Here is a 15,094-nt window from a genome sequence, read left to right on the forward strand (position 1 = left end):
ACAAATTTAAAAAATGATTTTAGAGTTAAGAAATTCCCGAATTGGCTAACTGGATTAATATTACCTGGTACAAGAAGAGAGAAATGGAAAAATTTAATTTTGAAGAACTTAAGGTTTATCAAAAAACTCTTGTTTTTATTGATGAGATTTATGCAGATACTAAAGCCTTTCCCAAAGAGGAAGTATACGGATTAACTTCTCAATTTCGAAGAGCGGCCATTTCTATCGCCTTAAATATTACTGAAGGAGCAGGAAGTTCAAATCCGGAGTTTCGCCGTTATCTTCAGATTGCTTTAAATTCCGTTAAAGAATGAGTGGTATGTACAGAAATTGCAAAGCGTCAAAATTATTTTCAATTAATCAATATAAAAATTATAGATAAGATCTTGCAGAATTATCTAAAATGATCACTTCTTTAATGAAATATCTTTACAACACCCAAAAGAAAAACTAACGACTAAAGACTCGATTATATTTAGCAAAGATTTCTCTTTCTAAAATTGAAACTCTTAAACTTTGTTAGTTATGCATGAAGATGCTATTCCCGTCTATCGTCTAACGACTAAAGACTATTTTTAGTCATTTAGCTTTAAAACTGCCATAAATGCTTCCTGAGGAATTTCCACATTTCCTACCTGGCGCATACGTTTTTTACCTTTTTTCTGCTTTTCCAGAAGTTTACGTTTACGGGAAATATCCCCCCCGTAACATTTAGCGGTTACATCTTTACGCAATGCTTTCACAGTTTCACGGGCAATGATCTTCGCACCGATAGCTGCCTGGATCGGGATGTCGAATTGTTGCCTTGGGATAAGTTCCTTCAGCTTTTCACACATTTTCTTTCCAATATCGTAGGCATTGTCAATATGCAGCAAGGCAGAAAGTGCATCTACTGTATTTCCGTTTAAAAGCACATCTACTTTTACCAGCTTGGACTGGCGCATTCCAATGGGGGAATAATCAAAAGAAGCATATCCGCGGGAAACCGTTTTTAAGCGATCGTAAAAATCGAATACAATTTCTGCCAGCGGCATATCAAAACTCAGCTCCACCCTTTCTGTGGTAAGGTAAGTTTGGTTCGTGATTTCCCCTCTTTTTTCAATACAAAGGGACATTACGTTCCCTACATAATCTGCTTTGGTAATAATGGTGGCTTTGATAAACGGTTCCTCTACACGGTTTAAAGTGGAAGGTTCCGGCAAATCTGAAGGGTTATTCACCAGGATCACTTCATCTGGTTCTTTGTTGGTATAGGCATGGTAGGAAACGTTGGGAACAGTGGTAATCACCGTCATATCAAATTCCCGTTCCAGTCTTTCCTGGATGATCTCCAGGTGAAGCATTCCCAGGAAGCCACAACGGAAACCAAAGCCAAGAGCGGCAGAACTTTCCGGAGTAAATACCAGCGAAGCATCGTTAAGCTGAAGTTTTTCCATAGAAGCTCTCAACTCTTCATAATCCTCGGTATCCACAGGATAAATTCCCGCGAAAACCATTGGCTTAACGTCTTCAAATCCCGGTACGGCTTCGGTTGTTGGATTTTTAGCATCGGTAATGGTATCACCAACTTTTACCTCTTTGGCTTCTTTGATCCCGGTGATGAGGTATCCCACATCGCCGGTTTTTATTTCATTTTTTGGCTGCTGTTTAAGCCGCAGGGTACCCACCTCATCAGCCGAATAATTTTTATCTGTAGCGACAAATTTTATATTCTGTCCTTTTTTAATGGTCCCGTTAATCACACGGAAAAAAGTTTCCACTCCGCGAAAAGGATTATAAACCGAATCAAAGATCAATGCCCTAAGCGGGGCGTCCACTTTTCCCGATGGCGCCGGAATACGCGTAATAATGGCATCCAGGATTTCCTGTATTCCAAGCCCGGTTTTTGCACTTGCCGGGATAATATCTGATGGATCGCAGCCCAGTAAATCCACAATATCATCGGTCACTTCTTCAGGATTTGCACTGGGAAGATCTACTTTATTCAGCACCGGGATAATTTCAAGATCGTTTTCCAGCGCCAGGTAAAGGTTGGAGATAGTCTGTGCCTGAATACTTTGCGCGGCATCAACAACAAGCAAAGCGCCTTCGCAGGCAGCGATAGACCTGGAAACTTCGTAAGAAAAATCCACATGGCCGGGTGTATCAATCAAATTCAGCACATAGCTTTCGCCTTCATGGAGATAATCCATCTGGATGGCGTGGCTTTTTATAGTAATCCCGCGCTCCCGTTCAAGGTCCATGTTGTCCAAAAGCTGTTCCTGTTTTTCACGATCGGTAACAGAACCGGTAAAATCCAGCAGGCGGTCGGCCAGGGTGCTTTTTCCGTGGTCAATATGGGCGATAATACAAAAGTTACGTATGTGCTTCATGGGTCTTTTTCATAGCTGATTATGATAAAATAATCAACATCATTTAAGTTGACAAATATAGTTTATTTAGAAGTTTTTAAAGAATATTTCTAAGTAGCGCAAAACTTAGATAATTTTTCTTCAGTTTTAAAGATCATCCATTTTCCTACTTTAGGTATTTTTTTATAAAAGTGTTTGGTTATTATTAAAAAATAAACATACTTTGTAATGTTTGCTTCTTAATTTTAATAAAGATTTCAAATTTTCATCAGTTGAAAAGATGTCTTTTACAGAAAAATTATGGGCAGGTATCAGGGCAAAATAGAGGAGCAACAAAAATTAGTGGGAGTTGTTCAGCTTAGCGGCAAAGAAAGTCTTTGAAATAACAGAATGAGGATATTAATGCCTGGGAGATTTAAAGATTTATAAAACATGCTAATATGTGGTAAAAATCAATCTCTAACCAGATGTTATTATTCTGATGGGCCCGGAAATCAGGTTTTTAAATATTTGGAAGAGGAACTTCAAAATCTATTAGTACTTTTCCGTTTAAATAGGTTTTGGAAAAGTTAGTGAATCGGCCTTCAGAAATGTCAAATGTGGCAATTTTGGATGCTGCAGCTTTGATGGATTCTAATGTAATTTCATCAGAACATAGAAAATTAAAAAGAAGAGAATATAAATTATATCCTTAAAATTATCCTCAAAAAATGGCAAATTCAGTTGCAACAGAAAATGGCAGGTCCACACAATACACAGAAAGTACCAGTCGCTCCATCATCATAATTGGGGCATTATTCTTTATTTTTGGTTTCGTAACCTGGCTGAATTCGCTATTAATCCCTTACCTGGAAATTGCCTGCGAACTAACCAAATTCCAGTCCTTTTTCGTCACCTTTGCCTTCTACATTGCTTACGTGGTCATGGCGCCCATTTCCACGCGCACGCTAAACAAACTTGGCTTTAAAAAAGGAATGTCTGTAGCCTTAATAATTATGGCTTTTGGGGCACTGCTCTTTATTCCCGCGGCCATTTCCCGCACTTATCTCCTGTTTCTTTCAGGATTGTTTATTATGGGCAGCGGATTGGCAATTTTACAAACCGCCTCTAATCCTTATGTGACTATTGTGGGTCCTGCGGAAAGTGCCGCCAAAAGGATTAGTATTATGGGGATTTGCAATAAACTTGCCGGTGCCATTGCGCCTATTTTGATCGGTTTCTTTTTACAACTTGAAAAAGCCGACGAATTGCGATCTGATGTCGCTAATTTATCTGCTTCAGAAAGAATTTCCGAATTAGACGCCATGGCAATGCGCGTGATCCCTCCGTATATAGGCATTATAATCGTTTTACTGATTTTAGCCTTTTGGGTCTATAAATCCAGTTTACCTGAAGTTGATACAGACGAAGAAGACGAATCCCTTAGTTCCACAAATGCCGGAAAGAAAAGCGTTTTTGATTTTCCGCATGTAATCCTGGGTGTGATCACCCTTTTTATTTACGTGGGAGTAGAAGTAATAGCTGCAGACAGTATTATTAGTTACGGCGCTTCACAGGGAATCGCGCTAACCACGGCCAAATATTTTGCCACCGGCACAATGGTGGCAATGGTTATTGGATATATTATAGGAATTATAAGTATCCCCAAATTTATAACACAGGAAAATGCCCTACGGGTATCTGCGGTGTTGGGAGTAATTTTTGCCTTATTGGCCATTTTTACCAGTGGTTATATTTCCCTGGCCTTTATTGCCTTACTCGGTTTGGCAAACTCACTCATGTGGCCGGCCATTTGGCCAATGGCCCTGGCAGATGTTGGAAGATTTACAAAGGCCGCCTCTTCTTTATTGGTAATGGGAATTGCCGGAGGAGCAATTGTTCCACTGGCGTACGGAGCGCTGGCTGAAAACTGGAATCCGCAGGAAGCGTACTGGATCTTAATTCCATGTTATTTGTTTATTCTTTATTTCGCGGTATCTGGATATAAAATCAGGAAAGCATGAGACCATATTTGTTATCAGAAAATAGCTGGAAAGCTATTAAAGACGAAGAAATTGAAGTAGCTGTTTTGCCATGGGGAGCAACCGAAGCTCATAATTATCACCTGCCTTACGGCACCGATAATTACCAGATTGAAGCCATAGCCGCAGAAGCAGGAAAGTTGGCCTGGGAAAAAGGTGCAAAACTAAAGATCCTGCCCAATATTCCCTTGGGCGTAAATACCGGCCAGGCAGATATTAAGCTTGATTTAAACTTAAATCCAAGTACACAACTGGCGATATTAGCTGATATTATTGAAGTTTTAAACCGCCAGGGAATTTATAAGCTAATCCTGCTTAATGGCCACGGCGGAAATAATTTCAAACCACTTCTAAGGGAGTTAGGACTGAAATATCCAAAAATGCTGCTGCTTGCTACCAATTTTTTTCAGGTTGTAGATAAATATGAATTTTTTGAAGAAAAAGGAGACCATGCAGATGAAATGGAAACAAGTTTGATGCTTCATTTGAAACCGGAACTGGTTTCAGATTTAAAAGAAGCGGGGAGTGGCACAGAACGAAAATCTAAAATTACAGGAATAAGAGAGGGCTGGGCGTGGGCAGAGAGGCAATGGTCTATGGTTAGTGAAGATACCGGAATAGGAAATCCAAAGAAGGCTACTAAGGAAAAGGGAGAGCAATTTTTTAATGCGGTTTGTCGAAAATTAGCAGGATTGTTCGTGGAGGTTTCTGAAGTTGAAATAGATAAAAGATATGATACACCCCAGAAGTAACCGCTTTTAATATTTAACTATGAAAACAAAATTCCCAACTCGCTTTTTCTATTACCTCTTGACCTCAGTGCTTACGATTTCCTGCTCAGGCTTAAAAAACACTCCTGAAGTCATTTCAGCTGAAACAGAAACACCAGCTCTAATTCCTTCTCCTCAATTGGTGAAATGGGGTACAAATTCGTATAGAATTCCGCAGAAAAATATTATTTGCTATAATTGGGGCAGTGAAAAATCTGTACAATGGCTGCAACAGCTTTTAAGCGTATCAAATATTGATTCAGAAGTTACCGAAGGCGAAAATTGTGGAAACTGGAAACTGGCTTTAAACACCTCGCTGCAGGGAGAATTGGGAGAAGAAGGTTATAAACTTACCATTAACTCTGATGGAATACATATTCAGGCAGCGGCAGAAGCTGGATTGTTCTACGGCATTCAAAGCCTTAGACAGTTTTTCCCGGCTGGAATAGAAAAGGCGGTTTCTAATCAAGATATTGCTTTGCGTTATGCTGAAATTACAGATAAACCCAGGTTTTCCTGGCGTGGCTCTATGGTGGATATTGCCCGAAGCTTTTTTGGATTGGAATATCTTAAAAACCATGTAGACCGTATGGCTTTGTACAAACTCAACCGACTTCACCTTCATCTTACCGATGACCAGGGCTGGCGCATAGAAATAAAGTCGAAGCCCGCCTTAACTGAAATTGGTTCCAAAAGTTCTACAGATGGAGGAAATTCAGGGTTTTTAACCCAGAAAGAATACAAGGAACTGCAGGATTACGCCCTGGCCCGTAATATTATTATTGTACCTGAAGTGGATATGCCCGGCCACATTTATGCCGCATTGCGTTCTATACCTGAAATAAATTGCGACGATTATTCCAATCTTTCTCCTGCAAGGGCCACGCCACCCGAAGCATACACCGGTCCGCAGGTAGGCTGGAGTAAATTCTGCCTTGAAAAACCGGAGGTGGTTTATAATTTTGTTTCCGAAGTGATAGGCGAACTTGCAGGCATTACTAAAGGCCCGTGGATACATATTGGAGGAGACGAGATTGACGATCCGCTTTACGAAGAATTTGTGGTAAAGGCAGACTCTATTGTTCAGCAGTACGGAAAAACATCTATAGGTTGGGAAGAAGTCACTAAAGGAAAAGTTAGCAATTCTTTAATTAGTCAGGAATGGCACGGCGAGGTGGAAAGCGTGGTAAAAAATCTGCGAACCATAGAATCTATTTGTTCCAGCTTTTACCTTGACCACGCGAATGTTCCCGGCCAGGAAAACACCAATAACTGGTGTAAAGAAGATGGAGTTTCTATACAGGATGTGTATAATTACAGATCCAGGAATCCAAATGCAATAGGAGTGGAGGCCGCGGTCTGGACAGAATATGTTTTGAACGATGAAATGCTGGATAACAGGTTCTGGCCAAGATTAATAGCGGTTGCTGAAGTTGCGTGGAGTCCGGAAGATGATCTTGATTTTAATGATTTTAAGGAACGCTTGTCAAAACAAAGTGAACGGATTAAAAACATGGGAATTCACCATTTTGCCACTCCTGGTATTAACTGGTCTGGAAATACAATATCGCCAACTGCAACTTCTGTTTTTTTAGATTTTGTACCAAATTCTAATTATTAAACTATTTTAGATAATTTTGCCGGCTGCATTGATCCTCAAATAAATAGTTGAGGGAGCGATATATTGATTAAAATGGAAAAAAAATTTACTGATACTGAAAAAACGTCCAGGTATGACGATTTGGAAAAAATGAGCACTGGGACTCTTTTAAGTAATATAAACAGGGAAGATAAAACAGTTGCTGAAAGCGTCGCCAGGCAAATTCCCGCAATAGAAAATTTGGTAGATGAGATCACCTCAAAAATGAAAATCGGGGGAAGGCTTTTTTATATTGGTGCGGGAACAAGCGGAAGATTGGGTGTACTTGATGCATCAGAATGCCCGCCAACTTTTGGCGTATCAGATCAAATGGTCATAGGGCTAATAGCAGGAGGGGATACCGCACTTAGAAATGCGGTGGAAAATGCCGAGGATGATATGGATCAGGCCTGGAAAGATCTTCAGAAATATGAAATATCAGAAAAAGATATTTTGGTGGGAATTGCCGCTTCTGGTACAACTCCGTATGTAATAGGCGGAATAAAAGAAGCTAGGAAACAGGGAATCTCTACCGGTTGCATTACCTGTAGCTCCGGAAGCCCGCTGGCAGAAGCCTCAGAATTTCCGATTGAAGTAATCACCGGCCCCGAATTTGTAACAGGAAGTACCAGGATGAAGGCCGGCACAGCTCAAAAAATGGTTTTGAATATGATTTCTACGAGTGTAATGATAAAATTGGGAAGAGTAAAGGGCAATAAAATGGTGGATATGCGGCTTTCCAACAAAAAACTGGTTGACCGCGGTACACGAATGATTATGGATGAGTTAAATGTTGATGAAAATGAAGCGGCAAGGTTACTTAAGCAATTCGGCAGTGTGAGGGAGGTAATTGCCAACAGTCAAATTTAATCCCTTTCTCGCTAAGAGTAATTTCCTGGATTGAATTGATTTATAAAGTAGTTTTCCGATTCATGCTGGTGGCATTGCCTTATGGTTATAGATTCAATTCATTATTTTAAATACAACCTCTGGTAAATATTGAATTTATAATATTTTTATGCCAGACTCGGAATATTTTTCCAAAAAGGGATCAACAGGTTTTAATTCGGTTACTAAAGTATCAACTGCATTTATTTCACAAATTTTAAACCGGTTTGATGTATTTAGCTTCTGTGATATGGTAAGTGATACCAATTTTTTAGATGCTTTAACCATGGCTTTCTTCATTTGTGCGATCTCCCAGTCTATCTCTGTAATACCTTTTTCAATATCTACATATCCAGTACCTAAGAAGCAAATATCTGCTGTGATTTCAGATAAACTATTTATTGAACTTCCACCTGTGGCGAGTTGGGATCCCGATGATAATTTTCCTCCAATAAGATGAACATCAATATATTTTGATGAATGGTTCAGTAATTCAACAGCCATAGGGAGGCTAGGAGTAAAGAATGTAAGTTCCATTTTTTTTGGAAGCAATTTGGCTAGTTCTAAATTGGTTGAGCCCCCGCTAATTAAAATTACGTCCCCGTGCTCTAAAAGTGAGATTCCTTTTTTCGCAATTATAAATTTATTCTCATATTCATAAATTTCCCTTGTATGGTCTGATTCTATATTAAAGCCATTGGATACTGCTCCACCATGAACCTTTTTTAAAAGCTTTTCTTTATCCAATTCTATAAGATCTCTGCGCACCGTATCCATAGAAACATTCAGGATGTGTGCCAGGTCACTCAAAAGAACCCTGTTATGTAAATGTACTTCTTGTAATATAATTTGATGGCGTTCCGCTTTTTTCATCTATTTTTTGATAATCAGTCAACTTGTAAAGTGTTAACTATTGTTTAATAATATTGTCATTTAAATATCTTCACTTTCCTTATTAAAAAATAAAAATGCAATAAAAAACAGCATTTTTGAATAATGACTACATCAATAATCGCAAAAATGAAGATAACCTGCAAGTTTAAATTGCTTTTAATGAATTATTATAATAAGTTTGTTTAAATGCTAATTGTTAACGGAATATTATGAAAAAAGAATTACGAAAATTAATTTTATTCCTTCTCTGTCTTCTTTCCTTTCAGGTTTGGGCACAGGAAAGAGTAATTTCAGGAACTGTTGTGGATGAAGATCAAATGCCACTTCCGGGAGTAAATGTTGCGGTTCAAAATTCAACTATTGGTACTGTAACAGATTTTGATGGTAATTTTAGTTTATCCATTCCAGATGACGATGACAATATTCTGGTATTTTCCTCTATTGGATTTGCTACACAAGAAGTCATGGTGGGCGATAAAACTACTTTTAATATTATAATGGATACGGATACCGAAAGCCTGAATGAGGTGGTGGTAACCGCATTTGGTATTGAAAGGCAGCAAAAAGCATTAGGATATGCAGTGCAGGAAGTGGAATCGGAGGAACTTCTGGAAGGAAACAGGACCAATGTGGTAAGTGGGCTACAGGGGAAAGTTTCTGGTGTAACAATTGCTAATTCTGGTGGTGCACCAGGTTCCTCAACCGCTATCCTTATACGGGGAGGAACTTCTATTACAGGAGATAACCAGCCGTTATTTGTTGTAGATGGTATCCCCATAGATAATTCTACAAATTCCAGTTTGGAAGTAGCAAATATTAACAGAGCTGCAGATATAAATCCAGAGGATATAGAAAGCATATCTGTACTAAAAGGACCCGCCGCTGCTGCTCTTTATGGGATACAGGCAGCTGAGGGGGCAGTTATTATAACAACTAAAAAAGGAAAGGCAGGTGTAAGTACTATTTCATATTCGGGCACTTTTTCGGTAGATAATGTATTGGGAACTCCAGATGTTCAACAGGTATACGGGCAGGGTACACAAATTCTTAGTACCGAAGGTTTTGAGTATGAACCAGAGTCTTCTTTTAGCTGGGGCCCGGAGGTTGCTGCAGGTACACCAACATATGACCATATTGATGATTTTTATGACACAGCCATTACTCAAAATCATAATGTAAGCTATTCAGGTGGGTCAGAAATAGGAACAATGTATCTTTCTATAGGGGATGTCTCGCAGGAAGGTGTTATAGAAGGCACCAGCTACGATAAAACTTCTTTTAAAATCAATTCATCTTCTCAGTTGGGAGATGATTTAACAGTAGGGGCTTCTGCAAATTATATTGTTTCTGAAATTGGTAGTACAAAACAAGGTAATGCTACAGGTAGTAGTTACAGCAGTTTACTGGCGTATCCAATAAATGTGGATATTCAGGATTATTATAATGAAGATGGGTCCCAGAATATGTTTTATCAGGACCAGACATTTGATAATCCATATTGGAGTTTAGATAACAGTCCGAATAATAATAAAGTTAACCGCTTAATAGGAATTGTGAATGTTAATTACAATTTTCTAGAAGATTTTAATATTTCTTACAAGCTTGGAACCGATTACTTTAGGGAATTTAGCAAAAGAATCACTGGCACAGGATCTTTAATTGAAAACCGCCAGGATGGATATATCAGTCAATTCGAAAGGGAAAATCGCAGGACTACTTCTAACCTAATAATTAGCTACAGTAAAGAAATCACTGAAGATTTTCAAATTGACGCGTTGATTGGAAACATGGTTGAAGATTTAAAAGTACAAACCACTTATACAACAGGTGATGGATTTCTGGCTCCGGGAATATATAGCATTGGAAATGTCTCTCAGGAAGCTCAGTCCATCTCAGAAATTATAAGGAGAAGACGTGCAGTTGGAGTATTTGGTGAACTTAAATTTGGGTGGAGAGATGCATTATTCCTCAATTTTACTGGTAGGAATGACTGGTCCTCTACTTTACCCGAAGATAAGCGTTCATTCTTTTATCCTTCTATTGGCTCTTCAGCAGTATTGAGCGAATTATTATATGACATCAGATGATGGATTGTCATATTTAAAATTGCGTGCAACATGGGCAAAAGTAGGTAAGGATGCGCCAATCGGAGCTTTGGAAAGTTTCCTTGGAACAAATATAAATGCACTGGCAAGTTCTGCATATACTTACAATGGGGTGGATATTGGAAATCCCGAACTGGAGCCGGAATTTACCAATAGTTATGAATTTGGTTTTGACACCAGGTTTTTTAAGAACCGGCTAGGCTTAGATATGAGTTTTTATTATAGCAAGTCTGAAAATCAGATTTTAGAAGATATAAGGGTTCCACCTTCCGCAGGTACATTCTATGCGACTTTAAATGGAGGATCTATTGTGAATAAAGGTATAGAAGCATTACTTAATGCAAAAATTTTTCCAAGGAACAGGGAATTTCAATGGGATATGACGTTTAACTTCGGAATGAACCAGAGTGATGTAAAAGAATTACCAGGCCAGCTGAATGAGGTTTATCTATCAGATTCCTGGACTTTTCAAAATAGTGCCGCCGGAGCAGCAATTCTTGGTGGCTCATTATTTGGACTTCGCGGATATAAGGCTGTGCGTAATGACGACGGGCAACTAATAATTGGGGCAGATGGTCTTCCAGAACTGGAAACCGTGGTTTTTGAGGATGTAAATCGTTTACCAGATTGGACTTTGGGAATTACAAACAACCTGGCTTATAAAAACTTTAACCTCTCGTTCCTAATAGACCTTGTGCAGGGACAGGAAGCTTATAATGCTACAAAATCTGCTTTAGCTTATTATGGTTTAGCGGAGGAAACATTAGACAGATCACCTGATGGAACTATGATCGTAGACGGAGTAGATGCGGCTGGAAATCCAAATACAACTGAAGTTACCGATCAGCAATATTATCAGGGATATTATTCACAGGATGCAGAAAATTTTATTGAAGATGCTTCATTTGCAAGACTCCGGTATGCAACTATAAGTTACAATTTCTCATCAGATTTTCTAGACAGACTTAATATTGCTTCAGCACAACTTTCAGTTACCGGAAGAAACTTGTTTACCATTACCGACTATTCAGGTGTTGATCCGGAAGTAAATACTTATGGAGCCGGAATTCAGGGTGCTGGTTCTATGGGAATTGATAACTTGGGTACTCCAAACACCAGAGGGTTTGATTTAGGATTAAGGTTTAAATTTTAGAAATTATGAAAAAGATTTATATATACATATTTACAATAGTTAGTATTTTATCTACAACAGCCTGTAGCGATGATTATTTCGATGTAAACAGCTCAGAGACACAGCCAACAAACACAGGTCTTCCACCACAATATCGTATTGAGGGAGCAATAGAAAATACCGTGGCTACTGCTCAATATCGTGGTGTAAGAGAAGTTCTCGGAGTGGTTCAATACGGCTCCCAAAACACTGCGGCCTACTATTCAGAATCCTGGAATACTTTTTTAACTACAGGTAGCTATTTTTTATGGCAAAACGCCTATGTATATGCCCTGCCTAACACAGCTGATCTTATTTATTTGGGGAATGAATATAATTCGCCTCACTTTTCTGCAGTAGGTAAAATTTTAAGAGCATACATTCTGGGAATGACTACAGATCAATATGGATCTATTGTTTTAGATGACAGTTATGATCCCACTGAAACCATAGAACTTGAGCCAGACTTTGTTTCTCAGGAAGTAGTGTATGAGCGCATTTTTCAACTACTGGATGAAGCGGTTAACGAATTGGACGAAGAAAGTGAAATTGGGTTAAATGATGAAGATGGAGATATTCTTTACAATGGAGACCTGGACCAATGGAAACGTTTTGCGTATTCTATTAAAGCAAGATATTTAAATCACCTGACTAAAAAATCTTCAGGAGAACATGCTTACGACGCACAGGCTGTGATTGAAGCTGCGGAAAAAGGTTTTACCTCTAATCAGGATAATGCATTGATTGAATATGGAGGGGGCGAAGCTTCTAACGATAATCAGCCTTTTAGTGTTAGCGGTTATGGATCCACCCGGTTTGACTATTTTTCTGAATTTTTTGTGGAACTTCTAAAGGATCCGTTAAATACAAATAGCGAGTTTGTTGATCCCAGATTACCTGTTATAGTACCCGAAGCTGTTAATGGCGGTTACCAGGGTGTAAGAACAGGTGCTGGTGTAGATGCTGATGAAGCCGATAATTATTCAATTGGGAATGGAGGCTTTTATACCTCACCAGATTCCCCTACCTACATGATGACGTATAGCGAAGTGAAATTTATCGAAGCTGAAGCAAGATTTAGAAGTGGCGACGTAGCCGGCGCTTATACAGCATATAAAACAGGGGTAGAGGCAGATTTAGAAAAACTGAATATTCCAGCTGAAGAGATTACGAACTATTTAGGTAGAATAGATGAGGTGGTAGGTGAATCAGAACTAGAACTTTCTCAGATTTTTGTACAGAAATATATTGCCAATATGCTTAATCCTGAAACCTGGGTGGATTTTAGAAGAGTAGACTATAGCGATGAAATTTACCCTGGCTTACAACGTCCGGAAAATGTGAATGTAAGCATTTTTCCAAACGATGATGACTGGCTTCGGGCCATGATGTATGAATATAATGAAGAAGACAGGAATTATGAGAATATGCCAAATAACGATCCATATGAGAGATTGACCACGCGTGTGTGGTGGGACATTGAAGAATAGATCTGGAGATTATAAGAAGTCTGGAAAACCTGATATTCAATATCGGGTTTTCCAGATTTTATTTTAAATAATTTAGCACACTTTTCGTTCTCAAGGTTCTCTCATTTAAAAATTATATGACTGGAAAACGTATTTATTATTTATTGTTACTACTCCTTTATTGTATAGGTTTTCATAGCTGCAAAACCTCGCAACCTGCAGTTTCAGAAGAAACAGCGTCTCCTGCCGTAGAGGAAGAGAATAAAAATCCTTCGGAAGAAGAAAATCCTTCCCAGGAAATCCCTTCAGTAGAAAAAGAAGAAATCCAGGCCGTTCCTGTTGTAAACAAAGAAAAGAGAGATTTTCCGCAGGCCGACAGGGAATTCAGGGCTGCCTGGGTGGCTACTGTAGCCAATATCAACTGGCCAAGCCGTCCCGGACTTAGCTCAAAAGAACAGCAACAGGAAGCAATCCAGCTTCTGGATTTTCTAAAAACGCATCATTTTAACGCGGTGATCCTGCAGGTGAGGCCACAGGCAGATGCTTTATATGCTAGTGAAATAGAACCCTGGTCATATTTTTTAACCGGAACACAGGGCAAAGCTCCGGAGCCTTACTACGATCCGCTGCAATTCTGGATAGAAGCGGCGCACGATCGCGGGCTGGAATTGCACGCCTGGTTAAACCCTTACAGGGCCCATCATACCACCGGAAAGGAAATTAGTGAAAAGTCGGTAATTAAAACTAATCCGGAGCTTGTGGTGAAGCTGGAAAACGGCATGTGGTGGATGGATCCTTCCAAAGAAGAAACAAAAAGCCGTACTACAAACGTGGTATTGGACCTTTTAAACCGCTACGATCTGGATGGAATTCATTTCGATGATTATTTCTATCCTTACGATTCTTACAATAATGGCAAAGATTTCCCCGATGGTGAGAGCTGGAATACTTACCTGAAGCAGGGTGGAAAACTTTCCAGAGCCGATTGGCGGCGGGAGCATGTAAATTCTTTTATAGAAAACCTCTATAAAAAAATCAAAACAGAAAAACCTCAGGTAAAATTCGGGTTAAGTCCGTTTGGAATCTGGCGGCCGGGATATCCCGAATCTATAGCGGGTTACGACCAGTACAACGAATTATACGCCGATGCCCGTTTGTGGCTCAACAAAGGCTGGGTAGATTATTATTCGCCACAGCTTTACTGGAAGATCAATCAGCTTCCCCAAAGTTTCCCGGTGCTGTTGGGTTGGTGGTCTAAAGAGAATACCAAAAATAGACATTTGTGGCCGGGCATAAATGTTGGTTTGAGCACAGAGGATAATAATCCTGACGAAACCATTAACCAGATCATGATTACCCGCGGGATGTTGCCGGAAAGCCCGGGTGTGCTGCATTGGAGCATTGGACCACTCATTAAAAGTCCTTCTGTCGCCACCGCGATTTTAGATGGTCCTTATCAAAAGGAAGCTTTGGTTCCTGCATCACCATGGCTTGATGATGAAGCTCCTGAAATACCTGTGGTCGTTCCTGAAATAGTAGGAGAGAAACTCAAAATCACCTGGGTGCCTGCTAATCCTGAAGATGTATTTCGCTACGTGGTGTACTACAGGTACAAGGATACCTGGAATTATAAGATTTTGAACAGGAAGGATAATATTTTGGAGCTTCCGGCCTTTATAAAAAGCAAAAACTCAGAAAAAATAACTATTAAAGCAATTGCCGTTACAGCTGTTGACCGGTTAGGGAATGAAAGCGATTTTAAGGAAATTCTGATGCAATAAATTTT

Annotated in this window: 11 protein-coding genes; 9 read left to right on the forward strand and 2 right to left on the reverse strand. The window is 39.4% G+C overall.

What is annotated here, in order from left to right; all coding sequences use genetic code 11:
• Window positions 1-41: 41 nt before the first annotated feature.
• Window positions 42-314, forward strand: coding sequence for a four helix bundle protein (locus RM553_RS07690; protein WP_311534343.1), 273 nt, complete (start codon window positions 42-44; stop codon window positions 312-314).
• Window positions 315-575: 261 nt separating this feature from the next.
• Here RM553_RS07690 and lepA read toward each other — a convergent pair whose 3' ends face one another.
• On the reverse strand, window positions 576-2,372 hold the full coding sequence (gene lepA, locus RM553_RS07695) for a translation elongation factor 4 (protein ID WP_311534344.1): 1,797 nt from the start codon (window positions 2,370-2,372) through the stop codon (window positions 576-578).
• Between the two features lie 689 nt (window positions 2,373-3,061).
• Here lepA and RM553_RS07700 point away from each other — a divergent pair.
• From RM553_RS07700 to murQ, 4 genes are all read left to right on the forward strand, one after another.
• Window positions 3,062-4,354 (forward strand): sugar MFS transporter, encoded by a 1,293-nt coding sequence (locus tag RM553_RS07700; protein ID WP_311534345.1) that lies wholly within the window; start codon window positions 3,062-3,064, stop codon window positions 4,352-4,354.
• Entirely contained in the window at window positions 4,351-5,124 is a 774-nt protein-coding gene (locus RM553_RS07705) for a creatininase family protein (protein WP_311534346.1), read from the forward strand. Before RM553_RS07700 ends, RM553_RS07705 begins: the two co-directional genes overlap by 4 nt.
• 19 nt (window positions 5,125-5,143) lie before the next feature.
• Window positions 5,144-6,763, forward strand: coding sequence for a beta-N-acetylhexosaminidase (locus RM553_RS07710; RefSeq protein WP_311534347.1), 1,620 nt, complete (start codon window positions 5,144-5,146; stop codon window positions 6,761-6,763).
• Window positions 6,764-6,835: 72 nt separating this feature from the next.
• Window positions 6,836-7,651, forward strand: coding sequence for an N-acetylmuramic acid 6-phosphate etherase (gene murQ, locus RM553_RS07715; RefSeq protein WP_311534348.1), 816 nt, complete (start codon window positions 6,836-6,838; stop codon window positions 7,649-7,651).
• A gap of 135 nt (window positions 7,652-7,786) precedes the next feature.
• On the opposite strand, the gene RM553_RS07720 is transcribed toward murQ, so the two are convergent.
• Entirely contained in the window at window positions 7,787-8,542 is a 756-nt protein-coding gene (locus tag RM553_RS07720) for a DeoR/GlpR family DNA-binding transcription regulator (protein WP_311534349.1), read from the reverse strand.
• A 230-nt stretch (window positions 8,543-8,772) separates the two neighbouring features.
• On the opposite strand from RM553_RS07720, the gene RM553_RS07725 reads away from it, so the two are divergent.
• From RM553_RS07725 to RM553_RS07740, 4 genes are all read left to right on the forward strand, one after another.
• On the forward strand, window positions 8,773-10,650 hold the full coding sequence (locus RM553_RS07725; protein ID WP_311534350.1) for a SusC/RagA family TonB-linked outer membrane protein: 1,878 nt from the start codon (window positions 8,773-8,775) through the stop codon (window positions 10,648-10,650).
• On the forward strand, window positions 10,637-11,821 hold the full coding sequence (locus RM553_RS07730) for a TonB-dependent receptor domain-containing protein (protein WP_311534351.1): 1,185 nt from the start codon (window positions 10,637-10,639) through the stop codon (window positions 11,819-11,821). Before RM553_RS07725 ends, RM553_RS07730 begins: the two co-directional genes overlap by 14 nt.
• Before the next feature lie 5 nt (window positions 11,822-11,826).
• A complete protein-coding gene (locus RM553_RS07735) occupies window positions 11,827-13,329 on the forward strand; it encodes a SusD/RagB family nutrient-binding outer membrane lipoprotein (RefSeq protein ID WP_311534352.1) in 1,503 nt (500 codons plus the stop codon).
• 116 nt (window positions 13,330-13,445) lie between these two features.
• Entirely contained in the window at window positions 13,446-15,089 is a 1,644-nt protein-coding gene (locus tag RM553_RS07740; protein WP_311534353.1) for a glycoside hydrolase family 10-like protein, read from the forward strand.
• The last annotated feature ends 5 nt before the right edge of the window (window positions 15,090-15,094 follow it).

It is taken from the genome of Autumnicola tepida, from assembly GCF_031846485.1.
Taxonomy (GTDB): domain Bacteria; phylum Bacteroidota; class Bacteroidia; order Flavobacteriales; family Flavobacteriaceae; genus Autumnicola; species Autumnicola tepida.

Excerpts from the sequence above, each read along its gene's own strand:
- lepA (WP_311534344.1), bottom strand. The coding sequence starts at position 2,372 with ATGAAGCACATACGTAACTTTTGTATTATCGCCCATATTGACCACGGA.
- RM553_RS07700 (WP_311534345.1), top strand. The coding sequence starts at position 3,062 with ATGGCAAATTCAGTTGCAACAGAAAATGGCAGGTCCACACAATACACA.
- RM553_RS07705 (WP_311534346.1), top strand. The coding sequence starts at position 4,351 with ATGAGACCATATTTGTTATCAGAAAATAGCTGGAAAGCTATTAAAGAC.
- RM553_RS07710 (WP_311534347.1), top strand. The coding sequence starts at position 5,144 with ATGAAAACAAAATTCCCAACTCGCTTTTTCTATTACCTCTTGACCTCA.
- murQ (WP_311534348.1), top strand. The coding sequence starts at position 6,836 with ATGGAAAAAAAATTTACTGATACTGAAAAAACGTCCAGGTATGACGAT.
- RM553_RS07720 (WP_311534349.1), bottom strand. The coding sequence starts at position 8,542 with ATGAAAAAAGCGGAACGCCATCAAATTATATTACAAGAAGTACATTTA.
- RM553_RS07725 (WP_311534350.1), top strand. The coding sequence starts at position 8,773 with ATGAAAAAAGAATTACGAAAATTAATTTTATTCCTTCTCTGTCTTCTT.
- RM553_RS07730 (WP_311534351.1), top strand. The coding sequence starts at position 10,637 with ATGACATCAGATGATGGATTGTCATATTTAAAATTGCGTGCAACATGG.
- RM553_RS07735 (WP_311534352.1), top strand. The coding sequence starts at position 11,827 with ATGAAAAAGATTTATATATACATATTTACAATAGTTAGTATTTTATCT.
- RM553_RS07740 (WP_311534353.1), top strand. The coding sequence starts at position 13,446 with ATGACTGGAAAACGTATTTATTATTTATTGTTACTACTCCTTTATTGT.